Source organism: Bartonella taylorii 8TBB (genome assembly GCF_902825155.1).
Classification (GTDB): domain Bacteria; phylum Pseudomonadota; class Alphaproteobacteria; order Rhizobiales; family Rhizobiaceae; genus Bartonella; species Bartonella taylorii_A.
Window position 1 is genome coordinate 290,566 of sequence record NZ_CADEAG010000001.1, and the last position, 21,744, is coordinate 312,309.

19 protein-coding genes are annotated in these 21,744 nt (G+C 39.0%); 7 read left to right on the plus strand and 12 right to left on the minus strand.

Features of this window, described 5'->3' with window-relative positions; translation table 11 throughout:
• Window positions 1–86: 86 nt before the first annotated feature.
• The 8 genes from lpdA to J7R13_RS01440 all read right to left on the minus strand — a co-directional run bounded on the left by lpdA (window position 87) and on the right by J7R13_RS01440 (window position 11,214).
• Complete coding sequence (lpdA, locus tag J7R13_RS01405; protein WP_208437130.1) at window positions 87–1,493, minus strand: dihydrolipoyl dehydrogenase; 1,407 nt, start codon at window positions 1,491–1,493, stop codon at window positions 87–89.
• 32 nt (window positions 1,494–1,525) lie between these two features.
• Window positions 1,526–2,755, minus strand: a complete 1,230-nt coding sequence (odhB, locus tag J7R13_RS01410; protein ID WP_208437131.1) for a 2-oxoglutarate dehydrogenase complex dihydrolipoyllysine-residue succinyltransferase — start codon at window positions 2,753–2,755, stop codon at window positions 1,526–1,528.
• Between the two features lie 32 nt (window positions 2,756–2,787).
• A complete protein-coding gene (locus J7R13_RS01415) occupies window positions 2,788–5,787 on the minus strand; it encodes a 2-oxoglutarate dehydrogenase E1 component (protein ID WP_208437132.1) in 3,000 nt (999 codons plus the stop codon).
• 159 nt (window positions 5,788–5,946) lie between these two features.
• Window positions 5,947–6,849, minus strand: coding sequence for a succinate--CoA ligase subunit alpha (gene sucD, locus J7R13_RS01420; RefSeq protein ID WP_208437133.1), 903 nt, complete (start codon window positions 6,847–6,849; stop codon window positions 5,947–5,949).
• Window positions 6,850–6,852: 3 nt separating this feature from the next.
• Window positions 6,853–8,049 carry an ADP-forming succinate--CoA ligase subunit beta gene (sucC, locus tag J7R13_RS01425; RefSeq protein WP_208432369.1) on the minus strand — a complete coding sequence of 399 codons (1,197 nt, stop codon included), beginning with the start codon at window positions 8,047–8,049 and terminating at the stop codon, window positions 6,853–6,855.
• 92 nt (window positions 8,050–8,141) lie between these two features.
• Window positions 8,142–9,107 carry a malate dehydrogenase gene (mdh, locus tag J7R13_RS01430; protein WP_208437134.1) on the minus strand — a complete coding sequence of 322 codons (966 nt, stop codon included), beginning with the start codon at window positions 9,105–9,107 and terminating at the stop codon, window positions 8,142–8,144.
• Window positions 9,108–9,394: 287 nt separating this feature from the next.
• On the minus strand, window positions 9,395–10,570 hold the full coding sequence (gene zapE / locus J7R13_RS01435) for a cell division protein ZapE (protein ID WP_208437135.1): 1,176 nt from the start codon (window positions 10,568–10,570) through the stop codon (window positions 9,395–9,397).
• 98 nt (window positions 10,571–10,668) lie between these two features.
• Window positions 10,669–11,214: an AprI/Inh family metalloprotease inhibitor gene (locus J7R13_RS01440; protein WP_208437136.1), complete on the minus strand. Its 546-nt coding sequence runs from the start codon at window positions 11,212–11,214 to the stop codon at window positions 10,669–10,671.
• Between the two features lie 230 nt (window positions 11,215–11,444).
• Here J7R13_RS01440 and dapF point away from each other — a divergent pair, with 230 nt between their 5' ends.
• The 7 genes from dapF (at window position 11,445) to J7R13_RS01475 (ending at window position 17,429) form a co-directional block, all read left to right on the plus strand.
• A complete protein-coding gene (gene dapF / locus J7R13_RS01445) occupies window positions 11,445–12,296 on the plus strand; it encodes a diaminopimelate epimerase (RefSeq protein ID WP_208437137.1) in 852 nt (283 codons plus the stop codon).
• On the plus strand, window positions 12,296–13,579 hold the full coding sequence (gene mtaB / locus J7R13_RS01450) for a tRNA (N(6)-L-threonylcarbamoyladenosine(37)-C(2))-methylthiotransferase MtaB (protein WP_208437138.1): 1,284 nt from the start codon (window positions 12,296–12,298) through the stop codon (window positions 13,577–13,579). The genes dapF and mtaB overlap by 1 nt, the downstream gene beginning before the upstream one ends.
• Window positions 13,580–13,593: 14 nt before the next feature.
• The gene (gene ftsY, locus J7R13_RS01455; RefSeq protein ID WP_208437139.1) at window positions 13,594–14,826 is read left to right on the plus strand and encodes a signal recognition particle-docking protein FtsY; all 1,233 of its coding nucleotides are present in this window, start codon (window positions 13,594–13,596) and stop codon (window positions 14,824–14,826) included.
• A complete protein-coding gene (locus J7R13_RS01460; RefSeq protein WP_208437140.1) occupies window positions 14,823–15,512 on the plus strand; it encodes a septation protein A in 690 nt (229 codons plus the stop codon). Before ftsY ends, J7R13_RS01460 begins: the two co-directional genes overlap by 4 nt.
• A 69-nt stretch (window positions 15,513–15,581) precedes the next feature.
• On the plus strand, window positions 15,582–16,343 hold the full coding sequence (gloB, locus tag J7R13_RS01465; RefSeq protein WP_208437141.1) for a hydroxyacylglutathione hydrolase: 762 nt from the start codon (window positions 15,582–15,584) through the stop codon (window positions 16,341–16,343).
• Window positions 16,344–16,345: 2 nt separating this feature from the next.
• Window positions 16,346–16,849 carry a hypothetical protein gene (locus tag J7R13_RS01470; protein ID WP_208437142.1) on the plus strand — a complete coding sequence of 168 codons (504 nt, stop codon included), beginning with the start codon at window positions 16,346–16,348 and terminating at the stop codon, window positions 16,847–16,849.
• A 70-nt stretch (window positions 16,850–16,919) separates the two neighbouring features.
• Window positions 16,920–17,429 (plus strand): hypothetical protein, encoded by a 510-nt coding sequence (locus tag J7R13_RS01475; RefSeq protein ID WP_208437143.1) that lies wholly within the window; start codon window positions 16,920–16,922, stop codon window positions 17,427–17,429.
• Window positions 17,430–17,473: 44 nt separating this feature from the next.
• Here the strand turns inward: J7R13_RS01475 and J7R13_RS01480 are convergent, their stop codons facing one another.
• The 4 genes from J7R13_RS01480 to mnmG are packed head-to-tail and all read right to left on the minus strand — an operon-like array spanning window position 17,474 to window position 21,741.
• Window positions 17,474–18,379 (minus strand): ParB/RepB/Spo0J family partition protein, encoded by a 906-nt coding sequence (locus J7R13_RS01480; protein ID WP_208437144.1) that lies wholly within the window; start codon window positions 18,377–18,379, stop codon window positions 17,474–17,476.
• Window positions 18,380–18,421: 42 nt separating this feature from the next.
• On the minus strand, window positions 18,422–19,219 hold the full coding sequence (locus tag J7R13_RS01485) for a ParA family protein (protein ID WP_208437145.1): 798 nt from the start codon (window positions 19,217–19,219) through the stop codon (window positions 18,422–18,424).
• A 6-nt stretch (window positions 19,220–19,225) separates the two neighbouring features.
• A complete protein-coding gene (gene rsmG / locus J7R13_RS01490) occupies window positions 19,226–19,873 on the minus strand; it encodes a 16S rRNA (guanine(527)-N(7))-methyltransferase RsmG (RefSeq protein WP_208432376.1) in 648 nt (215 codons plus the stop codon).
• Window positions 19,873–21,741: a tRNA uridine-5-carboxymethylaminomethyl(34) synthesis enzyme MnmG gene (gene mnmG, locus J7R13_RS01495; protein ID WP_208437146.1), complete on the minus strand. Its 1,869-nt coding sequence runs from the start codon at window positions 21,739–21,741 to the stop codon at window positions 19,873–19,875. Before mnmG ends, rsmG begins: the two co-directional genes overlap by 1 nt.
• Window positions 21,742–21,744: the final 3 nt, after the last annotated feature.

Below are 21,744 nucleotides of genomic sequence, written 5' to 3' on the forward strand. Positions count from 1 at the left end.
TACTAATAATGGATACAGAAAAACCGCCCTTAAAAAAGGCGGTTTTTTCAAAAAGCATCATAGAGTACTAAAAAGCACACTTAGATTTAAATATGAAGTGGCTTAGCAAATGTAGCTAAAGCTGCCTCCCGCACTGCTTCTGATAAAGTAGGATGTGCATGGCAACAACGCCCCAAATCTTCTGATGAGCCACCAAATTCCATTAAAACTGCAATTTCATGGATCATTTCACCAGCACCAAATCCAAGAATATGTCCACCTAAAACCCGATCTGTCTTTTTATCAGCAAGGATTTTAACAAACCCATCATTTTTTTGCATCGCGCGTGCACGACCATTCGCCATGAAGGGAAATTTGCCAACATTATACTCAATACCGGCAGCTTTAAGTTCTTCTTCTGTCTTTCCTACACTGGCAATCTCGGGCTGTGTATAGACAACACTAGGAATGACATCAAAATTAACATGTCCCTTTTGACCTGCCAAAATTTCTGCCACAGCAACGCCTTCTTCCTCTGCTTTATGCGCCAACATCGGTCCTTTAACGACATCACCAATCGCATAAATTCCTGGAATACTGGTCTGCCAATGCGCATCAATAACAATAAAGCCGCGCTCATCCAACTGAACACCAACCTCGATCAAACCAAGACCTTCCGTGTATGGAGAACGTCCAGTAGCAATGAGCACAACATCAGCTTCTAAAGTTTCAGATTCACCACCTTTGACAGCTTCAAAGGTTACCTGAGCAGTTGCTCCAGATTGTGTAATAGCTGTTACTTTTGCACCGGTCTTATACTCAATACCCTGCTTTTCCATTAACTTTTGAAATTGTCGTGAAACTTCTCCATCCATTGATCCTAAAACTTTATTAAGATATTCAATAATGGTAACTTTAGCTCCCAAGCGACTCCAAACCGAGCCAAGTTCTGAACCAATAACACCTGCTCCAATAACAATCATGCGCGTTGGGACTTTTTCAAGGGCAAGCGCTCCCGTAGAAGATACAACTATCTTTTCATCAATTTCAACATTCATCCCCGGAATGCCTGAACTTTCTGAACCCGTAGCAATAATAATATTCTTTGTTTCAATAGTTTCCTTGTTACCATCTTTAGCAACAACTTCAATTTGACCTGCGCTTAAAATTTTGGCTGTACCAAAAAAAGTATCAACTTTATTCTTTTTCATCAAAAAAGAAACGCCACTCGTATTGGCTGTTACAACAGCTTTTTTATGTGCCATCATCTGTTCAAGATTAAGCTTAGATTTTGCAATAGAAATACCAAGAGTTTCAAAACCATGCTGTGTTTCAGCAAATACTTCTGAAGCATGCAACAACGCTTTAGAAGGAATACAGCCAATATTGAGACATGTACCTCCTAATGTCGTACGCTTTTCAACAATTGCTGTTTTAAGCCCCAGTTGCGCTGCTTTTATTGCTGCAACATAACCACCTGGTCCGGCTCCAATCACGACCACATCATAAGACATCCGTTTTTCCTTTCATCCTGAAAACTGTATTTTTACAAGTCAAGAACAAGGCGTTCCGGATCTTCTAAACTTTCCTTAACACGCACAAGGAAAGTCACAGCCTCCTGCCCATCTACAATACGATGATCATAAGAAAGTGCCAAATACATCATGGGGCGAATCACAACTTGTCCCTCAACAACCATTGCTCGTTCTTTAATCGCATGCATTCCCAAGATACCAGATTGTGGTGCGTTTAAAATTGGTGTCGACATTAACGACCCATAAACCCCTCCATTGGTAATGGTAAAAGTTCCGCCTTGCATATCAGAAACTGCTAATTTTCCATCACGAGCAAGACGACCCAAACGACCAATCTCTTTTTCTATCTCTGCGAGTGACATTTGATCCGCATCACGAACCACCGGAACGACAAGCCCCTTATCCGTTCCAACAGCAATTCCCGCATTGACATAATTTTTGTAAATAATATCTGTTCCATCAATTTCTGCATTAACAGCAGGAAGTTCTTTTAATGCATGACAAACAGCCTTGGTAAAAAATCCCATAAAACCAAGCTTAACACCATGTTTCTTTTCAAAAAGATCTTTATAACGCTTGCGCAAATCCATTACCGCAGACATATCAACCTCATTAAATGTGGTTAACATTGCCGCTGTATTCTGTGCATCTTTAAGACGACGAGCAATTGTTTGACGCAGTTTCGTCATACGAACCCGCTCCTCCAGCGTTGTCTGAACTGGAACAACAGAAGAACTGAATTCAGAGGCAGAGCTAGCTGTAGAAGCGGCAGGAGAAGGTGTTTTTGTTCCTTGAGCCAACACATTAAGAACATCTTCTTTGAGAATTTGTCCACGTTTTCCAGAACCTAAAACATCACTTTTTGTGATATTATTTTCAGCCATCAATTTTGCTGCTGAAGGAGCAGGAGGCATTGTATCATTTGAAAAAGACGACTCCAAACCAGAGGGAACTTCTGCAACAGGTGTAACAGGAGGCGAAAATGATTGAGAAACACCAGTTTCCCCAGCTTCAATCGCCCCTAAGAGCGCATTCACTTTAACCGTATCGCCTTCCTTTGCAATGATCTCAGATAATTTCCCCGAAACAGGTGACGGAACCTCAACTGTTACCTTATCAGTTTCTAATTCAACCAAGGGCTCATCCATAACAACGGCTTCGCCAAGTTTTTTAAACCATTTACCAATTGTAGCTTCGGTAACCGATTCGCCCAAAGTAGGAACACGGATTTCAATAGTCATAATATTTTTCCATACATCAGAGTAGTCATAAATTAAGAACCTAACGCGTCTTTAAGAAACGCGGCAAGCTGTTCAGCATGTTGTACCATCAATCCCGTAGCCGGCGATGCACTTGCAGAACGCCCTGCATAACGTGCACGTGAATATCGCGCATTAATATGCGTCAACACCCATTCTAAGTAAGGCTCAATAAATGACCAAGCCCCCATATTCTTTGGTTCCTCCTGGCACCAAACAACCTCTGCTTGCAAAAAGCGTGACAATACATCCACCAAAGCTTTTGCTGGGAAAGGATAGAGCTGTTCAACGCGAAGCAAATAAATATCATCCACACCCCTTTTTTCACGCTCTTCATAAAGGTCGTAATAAACCTTACCGGTACAAAGAACGACACGGCGAATTTTATTGTCTTTCTGTAACTTAATAACAGAGGTTTTGAGACATTCTGCATCATCAAGTAATAAACGATGGAAACTTGTCTCTGGTCCCATTTCATTGAGAAAAGAAACCGCTCGTTTATGGCGCAAGAGAGATTTTGGTGTCATCAAAATCAACGGTTTACGGAAATCGCGTTTAATTTGCCGACGCAAAATATGAAAATAATTGGCAGGAGTCGTACAATTAGCAACCTGCATATTATCTTCTGCACAAAGCTGAAGAAAACGTTCTAAACGTGCTGAAGAATGCTCTGGTCCTTGCCCCTCAAAACCATGAGGCAACAAACACACAAGACCAGACATACGAAGCCATTTACGCTCTGCAGAAGAAATAAACTGATCAAAAATGACCTGTGCTCCGTTAGAGAAATCACCAAATTGCGCTTCCCAAAGCGTCAATCCCCGTGGTTCAGCAAGAGAATATCCATATTCGAAACCAAGAACGGCTTCTTCAGAGAGCATAGAATTAACAACCTCATAAAATGCCTGCCCCTTTTGTAAATTATTCAAAGGGATATAACGTGCTTCATTTTCCTGATCGTAAAGAACTGAATGACGTTGTGAAAAAGTTCCACGTTCGACATCCTCACCGGAAAGACGAACTGGTGCTCCTTCTAAACAAAGAGAACCAAAAGCCAAAGCTTCAGCTGTTGCCCAATCAACACCTTCACCACTTTCAAAAATTTTAGCGCGGTTGCTCAAAAAACGCTGTATAGTTTTATGCACATGAAAGTCTTCTGGAATCTCAACGAGTTTCTGACCAATTTCCTTTAAGATCTTTAACTCAACACCCGTCGTTCCATTATGTTTCTCTTCAGCATTATTGGAAGCTTTAAGGCCCGTCCAACTCCCATCAAGCCAATCAGCTTTGTTCGGCTTATAAGAAACACTTGCTTCCAACTCAATCTCAAGTTTATCTCGCCACAGATTCTTTTGCTGTTCAATCTCTTCAGCAGTAATCACTCCTTCCGTGATCAGTTGATCACCATAAAGCTGAAGAGTTGTTTTATGGTTACGGATAGCCTTATACATAAGCGGCTGTGTAAAAGAAGGTTCATCACCTTCATTATGTCCATAACGGCGATAACAGAACATATCAATCACCACGGGCTTATGAAAAATTTGACGAAATTCCGTCGCTATTTTTGCAACAAAGACAACAGCTTCAGGATCATCACCATTCACATGGAAAATTGGTGCATCAATCATTTTTGCTACATCTGACGGATAAGGAGAAGAACGCGAAAAACGTGGATCAGTTGTAAATCCGATTTGATTATTAATAATGACGTGAAGAGAACCAGCAACGTTGTAACCTTTAAGACCTGAAAGACCAAAAGTTTCTTGGATAACACCTTGCCCTGCAAAAGCAGCATCACCATGAATAAGCAATGGCAAAACCTTTGAGCGCTCACTTAAGGAGAATTCGTCAGTATATGTAGGACCCACAAGTTGATTTTGTTTAGCACGCGCCTTTCCAATAACAACCGGATCAACAATTTCAAGGTGAGATGGATTAGCCACAAGTGATAAGTGAACTTTTTTACCATCAAATTCAAGATCAGCTGAAGTTCCTAAATGATATTTAACATCACCAGAACCCTCTACATCATCGGGTTTATAAGACCCTCCTTTGAATTCATGAAAAATAGCCCGATGTGGTTTCGCAAGAACTTGTGAAAGAACATTTAAACGACCACGATGCGCCATTCCTAAAACAACTTCCTGCACCCCCAAAGCACTACCACATTTAATAATCTGTTCAAGAGCAGGAATCAGAGACTCACCACCATCAAGCCCGAAACGCTTTGTTCCTTTGTATTTTGTATCTAAAAACTGCTCAAACCCTTCCGCCTCAATAAGCTTGTTAAGTATAGCTCTCTTACCTTTTTGTGTGAAAGCAATGTGCTTATCTGGTCCTTCAATACGTTCTTGGAGCCATGCTTTTTGAGCAGGGTCAGAAATATGCATATATTCCACACCTATCGTTGAACAATAGGTACGATTGAGGATCTCAAGCATTTGTGGAATAGTTGCATATTCCAGCCCTAAAACATGATCAATAAAAATGGGTCTCTCATAATCAGCAGAAGTAAAGCCGTAAGCCTCTGGAGAAAGTTCCTTGTAATCCTCAATTTTTTCCGCCAATTGGAGAGGATCGAGCCGAGCACGAAGATGCCCACGTGCACGAAAAGCACGAATCATCATGAGCGCATGAACAGAATCACGCGTTGCTTGAATAATATCCTGTTCGCTAGAGGCTTTTCCTTTTCGCGCAGCACCAGTTGTTGCTTTTTCCTTTAATTTATCACCAATACGCTTTTCAAGAACAGACCAATCACCATCAAGAGCAGAAACCAACTCACCATTTGCCTTTAATGGCCAATGATCACGTTGCCAAGTTGCCCCTTCTGCATTTTTCAGAACATCCTCCTTGTCATCTTGAAGTGTTTCAAAAAAAGCACGCCACTGTGAATCTACACTGGTGGGATTTTTTTTATATTCAGCATAAAGTTGATCTATATAGTCTGCATTTCCACCATACAGAAACGACGTTTTTGCAAAAAGACTATTTATTTCGTCCTGCCTTGCCATACACTTCTCCGGAACATTTATTCCGTCTCCTTACATCTCTTTTCGACCTTATAAATGCTTACAAAGCAAACGAGGGTCAGAAAATTCAAAAAAGCCACACTTTTATACCTACTTTTCATCTGAATGAAAGATACACCTTTATCCAGATGAAATTCTTTTTTAGCCCTTCAAAACTGACATCAAAGTCTTGCCTATCTGTGATGGTGAAGGAGAGACCCGAACTCCTGCTGATTCCATTGCAGAAATTTTATCTTCTGCTCCACCTTTACCACCAGAAATAACAGCACCAGCGTGCCCCATTGTGCGTCCTGGAGGAGCTGTACGACCAGCAATAAAACCAACCACCGGCTTTTTACGACCTTTTCTTGCTTCATCGCGAAGAAATTGTGCTGCTTCTTCCTCAGCACAACCACCAATTTCACCGATCATGACAATAGATTCGGTTTCATCATCCGCTAAAAACATTTCCAACACATCAATAAATTCTGTGCCCTTAACAGGATCACCACCAATACCAATAGCTGTTGTCTGTCCAAGACCTTCATGACTCGTTTGGAACACCGCTTCATATGTTAAGGTTCCCGACCGTGAGACAACCCCGACAGAGCCTTTTCTAAAAATAGAACCAGGCATAATACCGATTTTACATTCATTTGGTGTAAGAATACCAGGACAATTAGGACCAATGAGACGTGATTTTGATCCTTCTAATCGCGCCTTTACTTTAACCATATCCATAACAGGAATGCCTTCCGTAATGCAGATAATTAAACGGATTTCAGCATCAATAGCTTCTATAATAGCTGCTGCGGCTCCTGCAGGCGGAACATAAATAACCGAAGCATCTGCACCTGTCTTTTCTTTTGCCTCAGCAACACTGGCAAAAATAGGAAGAGTTTCACCTTTTGAACCTTCCCACGTTTCACCACCCTTTTTAGGATTAACGCCCCCAACCATTTGCGTACCATGATAAGCAAGCGCTTGTTCTGTATGAAACGTTCCTGTTTTTCCTGTAAGCCCCTGAACCAGAACTTTTGTATCCTTATTCACAAGAATTGACATCACTTAAGCTCCCTTCACGGCTGCAACAATTTTTTGAGCAGCATCATCTAAATCGTCAGCGGGAATAACGTTTAAACCACTATCACTGATAATCGCTTTACCCTGCTCAACATTTGTGCCTTCAAGACGAACAACCAAAGGAACCTTTAAACCAACTTCCCGAACAGCAGCAACCACACCTTCAGCAATAACGTCACAACGCATAATGCCACCAAAAATATTGACCAAAATGCCTTTAACATTTGGATCAGCGGTAATAATTTTAAAAGCAGCAGTCACCTTTTCTTTTGAAGCGCCACCACCAACATCGAGGAAATTTGCGGGCTCAGCTCCGTAAAGCTTAATGATATCCATTGTTGCCATAGCAAGACCTGCACCATTGACCATGCAACCAATTGTGCCCTCAAGAGCAACATAAGCAAGATCATGCTTTGATGCTTCGATCTCTTTTGGATCTTCTTCTGAGATATCACGCAATTCCAAAATGTCTGGATGACGGAACAGAGCGTTATTATCAAAAGAAACTTTCGCATCAAGAACACGCAAATGACCATCCTTCATCACAACAAGCGGATTAATTTCAAGGAGGCTCATATCTTTCTCACAAAACACCTTATAGAGAATTGGAAAAAGCTTTTCACCATCTTCCCGTGCACTATCGTGCAATTCCAACGCATCACAAAGCCTTGTACAATCAGCAGAAGTAACGCCATGTGTAGTATCAATGGGTAGAGTTAATATTTTTTCTGGCGTCTCTTCAGCAACGGTTTCAATATCCATACCCCCTTCCGTTGAAACAACGAATGCAACCCGACCAACTGTACGATCAACCAATAATGAAAGATAAAGCTCCCGTTCAATATCAGCACCATCCTCAATATAAAGGCGATTGACCTGCTTACCTTCTGGACCAGTTTGTTTGGTTACCAAAGTTTTACCAAGCATTTCTTGGACATTTGCAATAACTTCTTCAACAGATTTTGCAAGTCTAACCCCTCCTTTTGCATCAGGAGAAAGTTCTTTAAACTTCCCTTTACCGCGACCACCAGCATGTATCTGACTTTTAACCACATAGAGTGGCCCAGGCAATTTCTGTGCCCACTTTTCAGCTTGCTCTACAGAATAAACAGCAACACCGTTTGCAATTGGTGCTCCATATTCATGAAGCAGACGTTTGGCCTGATATTCATGGATATTCATGCATTTGTCCTTTTCTTTTACAGATAACTTTACTATTAACCTTCAAATCCTAATATAAATACTCTGTTTTAATGAACAGAATCTTGTTCAATTTATTTGAGACTAGGCACAAGTGCGATACAAGCTTCACAAAGCTTTTGCACAGAATTCACTGAACGCTCAAAAGCATTTCTTTCCTCTTTATCGAGATCAATTTCAATGACCCGCTCAACGCCACCTGCACCAAGCACAACGGGAACACCGACATATGTATCATTAACTCCGTATTCACCTGAAAGATAGGCAGCAACAGGAACAACACGCTTAGTGTCCTTCAAATAGGCTTCAGCCATAGAAACAGCAGAAGCTGCTGGTGCGTAAAAAGCAGAACCTGTCTTCAACAAATTGACAATCTCTGCACCACCATTACGGGTACGCTGGATAATTTGATCGATTCTTTCTTGTGTTGTCCAGCCCATCTTCACAAGGTCAGGCAAAGAAATACCACCAACCGTTGAATAACGCACCAAAGGCACCATTGAATCACCGTGCCCTCCTAAAACAAAAGCCGTCACATCTTTAACAGAGACCTTAAATTCCTCAGACAAGAAACGACGAAACCGTGCAGAATCAAGAACACCAGCCATACCAACTACTTTATGTGTAGGAAGACCTGAAAATTTCTGCAATGCCCATACCATTGCATCAAGGGGGTTGGTAATACAAATAACAAATGCTGAAGGCGCATATTCTTTAATCCCAGCACCGACTTGTTCCATCACTTTTAAATTAACGCCCAAAAGCTCCTCGCGGCTGCTTATACCAGGTTTTCGCGCAACGCCTGCTGTTACAATAACAACATCAGCACCTTCAATTGCCTCATAAGCATTCGCACCTTTTAAACTGATGTCAAAACTATCAACGGGTGAAGATTCGGCAATATCAAGAGCTTTACCTTGTGGTAGGCCTTCTGCAATATCAAATAAAACAACATCACCAAGCTCTTTAAGCCCAATAATATGTGCTAAAGTGCCACCAATCATACCTGAACCAATGAGAGCTATTTTTTTCCGTGCCATTTCTTTATTCCTAACATTAGAGAACACAGCGCACACATATAAGCGCCAGTATTCTGAGTATTTTTTTGACCTTAGTCCTATTTTAAACAATGTCATTAAAGAAAGAAAAAGATACGAAATCCTTCTCCTCGTAAAAGCAAAAATCCTCCACACAAACGATTATTAGAAACTTATTATGATGTATCGATAAAATGAATTTTAAAAAAATACAACAGAATTATTACCTTGTATTTAAATACAAAGAGTTATTGTTTTCACAGTTTACGTAAAGGTAAATTACTTAATTTTTACTTCTTCAAAAGAAACCGCTCTGCCCAAAGTTTCAAATAATCCTGACTTTGCATTTCAAAAAGACGCGATTGTATCCTTTTAAACTCAAATGTTTCTGTAGTCTGTGCACGTCCTTTATATAAGTCCTCAAGGACAGCTGCCGCTGACATAAATAATCTTATGTGGCGTTCATAGAGAATATCAATAAGTAAAATAAACCGTTTGGTTTCATTGCGGCATGTATCATCCATCACCGGCACATTATCAACAAAAATTGTATGGTAATGCTCTCCCAAGGCTAAATATTCAGCCGCTGCCAAAGGTTTTGCACATAAATCTTGATAATCAAAGCGTGCGCAACCCGCTCCAGAGCGCGGAATATGAACAAGACGTCCTCTTAGAGAAAGTTCATCAGATGTTTCCTTGTGTCCTTGCAGCACGAGTGCCCACGCCTGATCCATATATTCATTTGCTTGCGCCCCCAACGGCGTTACATACACCTGTTGTAGATTTGATTTTTCAAGACGATAATCTGTTTTTGCATCAAGATTAATAATACGAACATAAGCTTTCAAAACTTGGATAAAAGGCAAAAAGAGCTCTCGGTTTAAACCGTTATAGTAAAGATTATCAGGAGCAACATTTGAAGTCGCAACAAAGAGAACTCCTTTATCAAAGAGAGCAGAGACAAGGCGCCCCAATACCATAGCATCAGCAATATCTGTTACACTAAATTCATCAAAACAAAGCACCTTAGCTTCTCGTGCAAGATCTTCAGCAACAGCTAAGATGGGATTATCTTGTCTGGCTTTTGCATCTTTTGATGCTTGACGATAAACATTAATGCGCTCATGCACATCAGCCATGAAATCATTAAAATGAGCACGCTTTTTACATTTCTGCGGCAAACAAGAAAAGAACAAATCCATCAGCATGGTTTTGCCTCGTCCTACTTCACCATAAATATACAACCCCTGATAAGAACCATCTTCATCACCTTGTTTTGCAACACAAGCAAAGGTTTGTTTTTTTCTTTTAAACAGAGACCAAAATGTCCAAGATCGAGAAACACTTTGCTCCGCAATCTTTTGTAATAAATGATCAAAATGCTCTGCTAAAGCCAATTGAGCCGGATCAAACCTGATTTCTCCTTTATATACCAGCTCCTGATAGCGCGTTGAAACTAAAATCATCCAAATAACCTTTTGCTACCCGTTCACAATGAAAATACAAACTCTTTTCACAGACTGGTGCGCATATTTCTTATTTTTTTATAAATAGCAACAACGGTCTAACGGCTTAAAACAACTTGATGATCATCAAGTGTACGTCCCTCAAAACGATCAACATTGGAAGAATAAAGAGTGACGATAACACGTCCTGAATTATTATAAAAATATAATCTTTTTCCTTTAATAGCCCATGAACTTACCTGAGAAACGATTCCTGGACAGTGTAAAGGGCGAGCACGGTATCCTTGGCCAAATTTTGTTTGTGGCGTTGCAATTCGGCAAACTTTACCACTCATAGAAAGATTCCACACCCCAGCAATACTTGCAGGAAACAAATCAGTGGCATTGCTTGGCAATTCGAGACTGGCCATTCGTTCATCACTCTGAGAATCTCCTTTTTCATACATCGAAACATCTGCTGCTCCAGATGCTGACAAACGAGAAGACGAAGGATCAGACATGACTTCTGTTGGCATTTGTTGAAGTGGATAAAAAACTTCTAATGTATTGCTACCATCATTCCTGTCAAACCGCGATGTTGAACATCCCCCTAAAAATGTTACAGTCGATAGTGCGACGAAAAGCGAAATTTTTGAAAATGGCATACCTATACTCTTTCCCAGGACAATAAATAAACTTACTTAAAAAAGTGGTGAACATTTGTTATACGGCATTTTACAAAGATAGATTAATAAATTTAAAAAAATAGGATAAAAATTGCTTATTTCGAACGATAATAATTTTTGCACTATGTTTTATATTCATTAACACTGGAAATTTATAAGATTTTCAGTCATATATCTTTTGTAGGCAACACTATAAATAGAGAAATTTCATGAAAATACCATTCAGCAAAATGAACGGTCTTGGAAATCAAATCATTGTTGCTGATATGCGTGAAAGCACACATGCACTCACACAGCAAGCAATCCTTACCCTCTCGGCAGATCCTCAAACACATTTCGATCAAATTATGGCTATTCACAAAACCACAAAAAATGAAGCTGACTTTCGCATCGAAATATGGAATGCTGACGGCTCGATAGCTAAAGCCTGCGGTAACGGTACACGTTGTGTCATAGCATGGCTCACAGACCACAATTTCGGTGAAAACTTTCGATTAGAAACACCCGCTGGAATTATCGAGGGTAAACGACAAACCAACAATCTCATCTCTGTTGACATGGGATGCCCAAATTTCAATGCAAAAGAAATGCCTGTTTCACGTGAAATAATTGACACCAATCACGTAGAAATTACTGCTGGTCCCTTAAAGGATGCATGCCTTGTCTCTGTTGGTAATCTCCACGCTATTTTTTTTGTTGAGAATGATATTCAACACTTTCCATTAGAAAAATATGGACCAAAACTTGAACATGATCCCCTTTTTCCAGAACGGTGCAATATTTCTATTGCGTATGTAGTGTCACAAAAAAGCCTAAATTTACGCACATGGGAACGAGGAGCTGGATTAACACAAGCGTGTGGGAGCGCTGCCTGTGCGAGTGCAGTGGCCGCCTATCGGCGTGGGCTCACAGAACGCCATATCGATGTGAACTTACCAGGGGGAGCACTTAATATTTTTTATCGAGAAGACAACCATATTATCATGACAGGTCCAACTAATTATGAGTTTAGTGGCTTTCTTAACCCTTTAACAGGGAGCTACAAAAAGGATCACGTTTAATGGCAATAGAAATTGTAACATTTGGTTGTCGTCTGAACAGCTATGAATCGGAAATCATACGCAAAGAAAGCACTTCTTCAGGTCTGGATCAACTCAAAGATGGTGCAATCATCTTTAACACCTGTGCCGTCACCGCCGAAGCCGTAAGACAAGCAAAACAAGCTATCCGCAAAGCAAGACGCGAAAATCCTCATGCGCGCATTATTGTGACAGGATGTGCTGCACAAACAGAAGCGCAAAATTTTGCCTCCATGACAGAGGTGGATCTTGTTTTAGGGAATGAAGACAAACTCCATGCGCATTCTTATCGTCAACTTCCTGATTTTGGTATCAATCATTCCGAAAAGTTGCGTATCAATAACATCATGGAAGTGCAAAAAATTGCTCCCCATATGGTGAGTGCAATGGAAGAGCGCACACGCGCCTTTGTACAGGTGCAAAATGGATGCGATCACCGTTGTACATTTTGTATTATCCCTTATGGGCGGGGACCATCACGTTCAGTTCCCATGGGCGCTATTATTGAACAAATTAAACACTTGACGGGCAATGGTATTCAAGAAGTAGTTCTGACAGGTGTTGATCTTACAAGTTATGGCCACGATCTCCCTGGAAAAGCCACTCTAGGAAAATTAACTTCAACAATTTTGCATCATGTTCCTGACTTGCCTCGTTTACGTCTATCATCAATCGATTCTATTGAAGCAGACGAAGAACTCATCAATCTTTTAGCCTATGAAAAAAGGATCATGCCCCATTTGCATTTATCCTTGCAAGCAGGCGATAATATGATCCTAAAAAGAATGAAACGGCGGCATCTGCGCGAACATGCAATTCAATTTTGTCAAGATTTGCGTGCCAAACGTCCTACAATGGTTTATGGAGCCGATTTCATTGCTGGTTTCCCGACTGAAACAGAAGAAATGTTTCAAAACAGTCTTGCTTTGGTCAGTGAGTGTAATTTAACACATCTCCACGTCTTTCCTTTTAGTCCAAGAGAAGGAACACCTGCCGCACGTATGCCACAAATTAACCGTAGAATAGTGAAGATGCGTGCAGAAAGATTGCGCAAAGTAGGTGAGGAAGCTTACCAAAGGCATCTTGTTCGTTTACAAAATAGCCAACAAACAATTCTCGTTGAAAAAGATGAAATCGGACGAACAGAAGATTACACTCTTGTACAAATCAAAGGTGCAAAAGCTGGAACAATTGTTCAAGCCCTTATCGTTGATCATGATGGCGATAAATTGATTGCTGTCCTCCCAAAATTAAACGCAGCTTGAGCAGGAAAGCCCTTATGACAAAATCTTTTATAAAAAAAATATTCTCTTTTAACAAATCTAAAGAGCAAGAAACAGAACAAGTTTCCACTCCTTATGAAACCGATATAGAAGAAGAAATTGAATACAAAAGTGAAACAACAAAAAACGATCAATCCTCTCTAGAGAGAGAAAAAGAGGAACAGGCAGAAAATCAAAATACCACACCTGTAAAGTATGATGAGAAAATTCCATTTTCTGAACCACATTCTCGCAAAGTAATTGTCACAGATATAATCCGTGAAAAAAAAGTTGAAGAGTTTTCATCTATATCCCCTGTTGAACAGAAAAAGACAGCGTGGTTTGGACGCCTTAAAAAAGGTCTAGCCCTTTCCTCACAACGTTTAAGTGAATCGATTGGTGGCCTTTTTGTTAAAGGAAAGCTTGATGAAGAAACATTGCAAGAACTGGAAGATATTCTTATTCAAGCTGATCTTGGTGTAGAAACGGCTACGCGCATCACCGATACTTTAGCTTCTAGTCGCTATGAGAAAAATTTATCTCCAGATGACATTCATACTATCGTAGCTGACGAAATCAAAAAAGTATTGGAACCTGTTGCAGTTCCACTAGAACTTGATCTTAGTCATAAGCCTCACGTTATTTTACTGGTAGGCGTAAATGGCACTGGAAAAACGACAACGATTGGAAAGCTTGCAGCAAAACTCACCGCAGGAGGGCTAAAAGTTATGCTGGCTGCTGGTGATACATTTCGCGCTGCCGCTATTGAACAGTTGCATGTTTGGGGAGAACGTACAGGATCTCCTGTTATTTCCACAAAACTCGGTGCAGATGCTGCTAGCTTAGCATTTGATGCTTATGAAAAAGCCAAAAAAGCAAACAGCGATGTGTTGATCATTGATACAGCTGGACGCCTACAAAATAAAACTGAATTGATGGACGAATTGGCAAAAATTATTCGTGTTTTACGTAAACATTCTCCCCAAGCTCCCCATACAATCCTTCAAACACTTGATGCAACTACTGGGCAAAATGCACTCAATCAAGTGGATATTTTCCGCAATATTGCTGGTGTTAATGGTTTAGTCATGACAAAGCTCGATGGTAGCGCACGAGGAGGGATTCTTATTGCTATCGCAGCAAAATACAAATTACCCATTTACTTTATCGGTATAGGAGAGAATATTGAGGATCTTCAACCTTTTTCTGCCTCTGAATTTGCCGAAACTATTGCAGGAAAACACACATGAAACAATCTTCTTTTAAACCTGACTCATACAATAACCCCAATTCGAGGAATATGAATAACAATCAAAAAAAGCCTCTTTCACCAACACTTAAGTTTGTCTTGGAAATGGGGCCATTAGTTGTTTTTTTCCTTGCCAATTATAAAGGCGAATGGTTGATAAACAATATTGGACTTTTTAAAAATTTTAATAAACCTATTTTCCCTGCAACAGCTATTTTTATGGTAGCGATCATTGTTGCACTAAGCTTATCATGGATTCTAGCACGAAACATTCCTATAATGCCTCTTATCTCGGGAATATTTGTTCTAGTCTTTGGATTTTTAACTCTTTGGCTTCACAACGATACTTTCATAAAAATGAAACCAACAATTATTAATAGTTTATTTGCTCTCATCCTCTTTGGTGGAATGTTTTTTAAAAAACCACTTTTGCGTTATGCCTTGGATTCTACTTTAAAACTCGATGATTTAGGATGGCAAAAACTTACCTATCGTTGGGCATTTTTTTTCGTTTTTCTTGCCTTTTTAAATGAAGTTATTTGGCGTAATTTCAGCGATGATTTTTGGACTAGCTTTAAAGTATTTGGTGTTATGCCTCTAACAATCCTTTTCATGCTTACCCAAATGCCCCTTATCCTTAAACACTCACAGGGACTTTTTACAGAAAGAGACAAATCTGATTCTTAAATAGAAGACATCTATAATTATAGATTATTTTGTAGATTTATCATTGTACACTGTTCATAGGGAAAAGATATGTTAATTGAACAGTTCATCTGTCGAAACGATAATTTTGGTGTACTTATTCATGATGAAAAAAGCGGCTATACAGCCGCAATTGACGCACCTGAAAGTGAAGCGATTCATAACGCCTTAAAACGCCGTAACTGGACACTTCAGACTATTTTTGTGACTCATCATCATCACGACCATGTAGAAGCACTAGAAGAGTTAAAACAAGTTTATAAGGCTGTCGTTATTGGACCAGAAGCAGAAAAAGAAAAGATTAATCATCTTGACCAAACACTTCAACCTGATGAAAGTTTTTCCTTTAGCACACACCCGCTTTTAGCTCTTTCAACACCGGGTCATACTTTAGGCGCATTATCTTACTACTTTCCCGAAGAGAATTTACTCTTTGCTGGAGATACATTGTTCTCACTCGGTTGTGGACGACTTTTCGAAGGAACACCTGCACAAATGCTCAATTCATTAAAAAAGCTTCGTCAGCTTCCCGATGAAACACTTCTTTATTGCGGTCATGAATACACTAAAACCAACGCTCTTTTCGCATTGACACTTGATCCACATAATCAAAAACTTCATAAAAGGGTAGAGGATGTTTTTTTATTGCGCGCAAAAGACGCCATGACTTTACCTGTAACCTTAGAGCAAGAAAAAGCTACCAATCCCTTTCTCCGCTGGGATGATGCTACGTTGCGAAGAAACCTTGCAATGGAAAAAGAAACAGATGAAGAAGTCTTTGCTGAAATTCGAAGAAGAAAGGATAGTTTTTAACCATGTTGAAGCCTGTGTTGCGTTTGTTTCTCCTTTTTCTTTTTGTGATACATACCCAACTAACAATGGCAAAGGAAAAGGAAACAGACAATAAATTCAATTTCCCGCATGTCATTGCAAATTACACCTTAACAGAAGATTTGCTTTTAAAAATGGAAAAAATTGAGAAAGAAGAATGTGAAAACTTACCACCAGAATCAAAAGTATCCAATATCCCATTTTACAGTAGCATTGAGGAATTTACCGCTTATATTTCCGATCAACCAAAACTAATGAATATTTTAAAAAACAATAACATCACGCCTAGAGATTTTGCTGTCAGTTGCAATGCTCTTCAAACAACATTAATAATGCTTTACGAAAATATTTATTACGAGAATCCTAAAGAAAAAGATTCTCTTTTTCATGAAAGAAATACTGTAGTTTCAGATAATTTGGAATTTGGTAAAAAACATATGCATAGAATATGGACTGTTGTAAGCAAAGTTTGTGACTGTCTTATTTAAAAAAATTGATCAACTTCGCAAACGAAGAAGTCTTTGCTGAAATTCGAAGAAGAAAGGATAGTTTTTAACCATGTTGAAGCCTGTGTTGCGTTTGTTTCTCCTTTTTCTTTTTGTGATACATACCCAACTAACAATGGCAAAGGAAAAGGAAACAGACAATAAATTCAATTTCCCGCATGTCATTGCAAATTACACCTTAACAGAAGATTTTCTTTTGAAAATGGAACAAATTAAGAAAGAAGAGTGTGAAAACTCACCATCAGAATCAAAAATATCCAATACTGAAAAAGCATCTGATATTGAAATTAAACACGATGACAGTGTTGAAGGATTCGCAGATTCTATTTCTAATCAACCAAAATTAATGAATATCTTAAGAAAAAACAATATCACACCTAAAGATTTTGCTATAGGTACCCGCGCCCTTCAAGCAACATTAACAATTTTAACTTTTCCTGAACTTCTCAAAAAAGAGGGGCTTTCTTTTAATGAAAGAAATACTGTAGTTTCAGATAATTTGGAATTTGCTAAAAAACATATGTATAGAATGCTTGTTATTTTAAAAAGGCGTTGTAAATAGAATCCGTATTATTTTGAATAATTAGCTAAGGTGGTAAACGCTCTTTAATTTTGTAAACGCCGACAAATATCATCTAATTGTTCTAATGAAGAATAGTGTATTTTTAAATCACCACCTTTTTTACCATGCCTAATGACAACTTTCATTCCGATGACATCTGCAAGTAATTTTTCTAAAGATTTTGTTTCTGTGTCTTTCTCAACGGTGGTTCGTTTTTTGACTTTAGGATTTGCTTGTTCATATGCAAGTATTTCCGTTTGGCGTACTGAGAGACCTTCACGAATAATTTTTTCCGCCAAATCCTGTGGATTGTCGACGGTAATAAGACAGCGCGCATGACCAGCAGAGAGTTGGCCATCAGTTAAAAATTGTTGTACCTTTGGTGGAAGTTTTAACAAACGAAGTGTATTTGCAACATGACTTCGACTTTTTCCAATTACTTGTGCTAAATCTGCTTGCGTATAACCATGCTCATTCAGCAAAATTTCATATCCCATTGCTTCTTCAATAGGATTAAGATCGGCACGTTGAACATTTTCAATAATTGCTAATTCCAAAGCCGTCTTATCATCCACATCGCGAACAATGGCTGGTAATTTACTTAAGTTGGCTCGCTGTGCAGCACGCCAACGCCGTTCGCCAGCAATTAATTCAAACCGATGAGGATGATCACGTGATGGTCTTACAATAACAGGCTGAACAACACCGTGCTGGCGAATTGATTGTGCTAAATTATCAAGTTCTGAATCGGTAAAACGGCGTCGCGGATTATGTGGATTACACGAAATAGATTCAAGTGGAATAAATCGTTCAGAAACAGAAGAAGCTGTATTGGACTCTGTAAATTTGTCAGTATTTGCTGAACGTGTAAGATCGTTGTTTAAACTGATATCCCCAATTAATGCCGCCAATCCACGACCCAGTCTTTTTTTTGATTGATCATCATTCATAATTTTGCTCTTTGAGTTTTTTTACAAAATTCTTTTACATTTTTAAGCAGCAGCGCGTGCTTGTTTTTCACGCTGAATTACTTCCGATGCTAGACGTAAGTAAGCTTGACTACCAGCACATGTTAAATCATAAAGCAATACCGGCTTACCAAAAGAGGGGGCTTCTGATACGCGGACATTTCGTGGAATAACAGTACGATAGACTTTATCTCCCATAAAAGATCGTACATCTTCAACAACTTGATTTGAAAGATTATTACGTCCATCATACATTGTTAGAACTATACCTTGAATTTCTAAAGATGGATTAAGTACAGATCTCACTTGCTTTACTGTTTCAAGCAATTGACTTAAACCTTCAAGTGCTAAAAATTCACATTGCATAGGAACCAAAACAGAATCTGCAGCTCCCATAGCATTGAGTGTTAAAAGATTAAGTGACGGGGGACAATCAATTAAAATATAACTGAATTTTTTTTCCATTTTAGGATCATCACAGAGAGCTTTACGTAAACGTTGAATGCGATCTTTTGATGAAGAAATTTCCATTTCTACGCCTAAAAGATCAAGAGTAGAAGGCACAATATGGAGATTGGGTACAGCTGTTTTTAAAGCTGCTTTTGTGACTGAAACCCCTGAAACCAAAACATCATAAGAGGATAAAGGACGGCTATTACGATCAATTCCCAATCCTGTACTGGCATTACCTTGTGGATCAACATCCATAATAAGAACATTTTCCCCAATAGCTGCCAAAGCTGTTGCAAGATTAATTGCTGTGGTTGTTTTGCCGACCCCACCCTTTTGGTTTGCAATAGCGATAATCCGTGTTTCGCTCATTTTGCTTTACCCTCTACATGATCGAACATGAGAAATTTCTAATATAATAGAACTTTCATCAATTTTACTCTTATGTTTTAGCAGATCAAACCGCCAATTGGCAGAGGCATTTTTTATTTCTGTAGCGTAATCCCTACCTTTTTGCAAAAGAGCTATTGTTTTTTTTGTGAATAAAGGAAAAATGAGTTGTAAAAGAGCATCCAGCGAAGCCAATCCTCGTGCTGTTATAACTTCTGGTTTTTTTATTTTTTGGTAAACATCCTCAATTCTACAATGATAAACTTTTGCTGGAAGATTAAGTTGAGCAATGACCATTCGTAAAAAAGCTACTTTTTTACCATTACTTTCAACGAGATCAATATGTCCTGCTTTTTTTTGTTTCAGAAAAATAGCAATAACAATTGCGGGAAATCCACCACCTGAACCAAGGTCACACCAATGAAGAAAATTGCTGTGTAAAGGATATATTTGTGCCGAATCTAAAATATGACGTGTCCAGAGAACTGGTATTGTTGTAGAAGATATTAAATTAATATGTTTGTTCCATTGAATTATTAAAGCTTCAAATTGTATTAAATCCTCCATCGTTTCACGTGAAACAAAAGGAACAATATTTAAAAGTGCTTGATATTTTTGTTCTGTAGAAATATCCATTAAACAAATTGAGCCTTTTCACGTCGTTGGCGTTGAATATACGTAATAATAAGCGATAATGCCGCGGGCGTCATACCATCAATTTTTTGAGCATCAGCAATTGAACGCGGGGATATTTCTTGAATTTTTGTTTTTAGTTCATTTGAAAGACCTGAAATTGCCTGAATATCAAGAGAAGAAGGGATTTCTAAACGCTCATCTCGCTGAAGAGCAGCAATATCTTGTGCTTGCTTTTCTAGATAAACTGCATACTGCGCTTCAATTTCTAAAGATTCAACAGTTTTAGAATCAATTGATCGCAATTGTGGCCAAAAATGTGAAAGACGTTCTATCGTCATATGAGGATAAGCAAGAAGATCATAAGCCGAACGCCGAATTCCATCGTGATTTACCTGTAATCCTCGAGAAGATGCTTCATTAGGTGTTAGAAAAAGTCCCTGACATATTGATCGTGCTAAATCAAGACGTTGTTGTTTTTTCTGATAAAAATCCCAACGGTTTTGACCCACAATACCCCATTGTTGTGCCAAAGGTGTTAAACGAGCATCAGCGTTATCAGACCGCAGAGACAAACGAAATTCAGCACGTGATGTAAACATTCGATAAGGCTCACAAACCCCACGTGAAATTAAATCATCTATCATAACACCAATATAGGCTGTAGAACGACTTATAAGAATTTCATCTAATCCAGAAACTTTCCGTGCAGCATTTAATCCAGCTAAAAGTCCTTGTGCTGCAGCTTCCTCATATCCTGTTGTACCATTAATTTGCCCTGCTAAAAACAATCCTGGTAAAGAACGCAATTCTAAAGTTTTAGTCAGTTGTTGTGGATTAACAAAGTCATATTCAATAGCATAACCAGGTTGTAAAACCTTAACATTTTCTAGCCCTTCAATTGTTTTCAATAAAGAAATTTGGACATCTTCAGGAAGAGATGTAGAAAGACCATTTGGATAAATAGTATCATCATTTAATCCTTCTGGTTCTAGAAAAATCTGATGTCCATCACGTTCCCCAAATTTAATAATTTTATCTTCAACTGAAGGACAATAACGTGGTCCTAATCCTTCAATATTTCCAGAATATAAAGCAGACCGATGAATGTTTTCACGAATAATTTTATGCGTTTGCGCATTCGTACGTGTTATTGCACATTCAATTTGTGACTGTTCAATTTTTTCTGTTAAAAGAGAAAAGGAAACTGGATTTTCATCAGCTTGTTGTTTGGGAAGATACTCCCAACGAATTGTTTTTTTACTGAGACGAGCTGGAGTTCCTGTTTTTAACCTTCCAAGATTTATATTATAATTTTTTAAACGTTCAGCAAGTTTAACACTCGACTGTTCTCCCATCCGTCCAGCAGGCCATTTTTTATCACCAATATGAATAAGCCCATTTAAAAATGTCCCTGTAGTTAAAACAACAGCACCAGAAAAAAGCTTTCCCTGTTTTTTTAAAACAACACCTGAAACATAATTATCTTTAACAATAAGATCAATGACTTCATCTTCAAGTAGAATGAGATTATCTTGTTCTTGTAAAAAACTCTGAATTGCTTCTTTATAGAGTTGTCTATCAGCTTGTGTACGCGGTCCTCTTACTGCGGGTCCTTTGCGTCGATTAAGTAGTCTAAATTGAATTCCAGCAGCATCTGCTGCTCTCCCCATAAGACCATCCAAAGCGTCTATTTCACGAACCAGATGTCCTTTTCCAAGCCCACCTATAGCGGGATTACAAGACATTGTCCCTATTGCTGATATTTTATGCGTAATGAGTGCGGTCCGCGCTCCAACACGTGCTGAAGCTGAAGCAGCTTCACAGCCTGCATGACCACCCCCAACAACAACAACATCATATAATTGCATTTG

What these genes read in the sequence shown, in the direction of transcription:
- zapE (WP_208437135.1), bottom strand. Translation starts at nt 10,570, where the DNA reads ATGATTTTAGTTTCAACGCGCTATCAGGAGCTGGTATATAAAGGAGAA.
- lpdA (WP_208437130.1), bottom strand. Translation starts at nt 1,493, where the DNA reads ATGTCTTATGATGTGGTCGTGATTGGAGCCGGACCAGGTGGTTATGTT.
- odhB (WP_208437131.1), bottom strand. Translation starts at nt 2,755, where the DNA reads ATGACTATTGAAATCCGTGTTCCTACTTTGGGCGAATCGGTTACCGAA.
- J7R13_RS01460 (WP_208437140.1), top strand. Translation starts at nt 14,823, where the DNA reads ATGAAACAATCTTCTTTTAAACCTGACTCATACAATAACCCCAATTCG.
- mtaB (WP_208437138.1), top strand. Translation starts at nt 12,296, where the DNA reads ATGGCAATAGAAATTGTAACATTTGGTTGTCGTCTGAACAGCTATGAA.
- J7R13_RS01470 (WP_208437142.1), top strand. Translation starts at nt 16,346, where the DNA reads ATGTTGAAGCCTGTGTTGCGTTTGTTTCTCCTTTTTCTTTTTGTGATA.
- J7R13_RS01480 (WP_208437144.1), bottom strand. Translation starts at nt 18,379, where the DNA reads ATGAATGATGATCAATCAAAAAAAAGACTGGGTCGTGGATTGGCGGCA.
- sucC (WP_208432369.1), bottom strand. Translation starts at nt 8,049, where the DNA reads ATGAATATCCATGAATATCAGGCCAAACGTCTGCTTCATGAATATGGA.
- rsmG (WP_208432376.1), bottom strand. Translation starts at nt 19,873, where the DNA reads ATGGATATTTCTACAGAACAAAAATATCAAGCACTTTTAAATATTGTT.
- ftsY (WP_208437139.1), top strand. Translation starts at nt 13,594, where the DNA reads ATGACAAAATCTTTTATAAAAAAAATATTCTCTTTTAACAAATCTAAA.
- J7R13_RS01415 (WP_208437132.1), bottom strand. Translation starts at nt 5,787, where the DNA reads ATGGCAAGGCAGGACGAAATAAATAGTCTTTTTGCAAAAACGTCGTTT.
- dapF (WP_208437137.1), top strand. Translation starts at nt 11,445, where the DNA reads ATGAAAATACCATTCAGCAAAATGAACGGTCTTGGAAATCAAATCATT.
- mdh (WP_208437134.1), bottom strand. Translation starts at nt 9,107, where the DNA reads ATGGCACGGAAAAAAATAGCTCTCATTGGTTCAGGTATGATTGGTGGC.
- J7R13_RS01485 (WP_208437145.1), bottom strand. Translation starts at nt 19,219, where the DNA reads ATGAGCGAAACACGGATTATCGCTATTGCAAACCAAAAGGGTGGGGTC.
- sucD (WP_208437133.1), bottom strand. Translation starts at nt 6,849, where the DNA reads ATGTCAATTCTTGTGAATAAGGATACAAAAGTTCTGGTTCAGGGGCTT.
- mnmG (WP_208437146.1), bottom strand. Translation starts at nt 21,741, where the DNA reads ATGCAATTATATGATGTTGTTGTTGTTGGGGGTGGTCATGCAGGCTGT.
- J7R13_RS01440 (WP_208437136.1), bottom strand. Translation starts at nt 11,214, where the DNA reads ATGCCATTTTCAAAAATTTCGCTTTTCGTCGCACTATCGACTGTAACA.
- J7R13_RS01475 (WP_208437143.1), top strand. Translation starts at nt 16,920, where the DNA reads ATGTTGAAGCCTGTGTTGCGTTTGTTTCTCCTTTTTCTTTTTGTGATA.
- gloB (WP_208437141.1), top strand. Translation starts at nt 15,582, where the DNA reads ATGTTAATTGAACAGTTCATCTGTCGAAACGATAATTTTGGTGTACTT.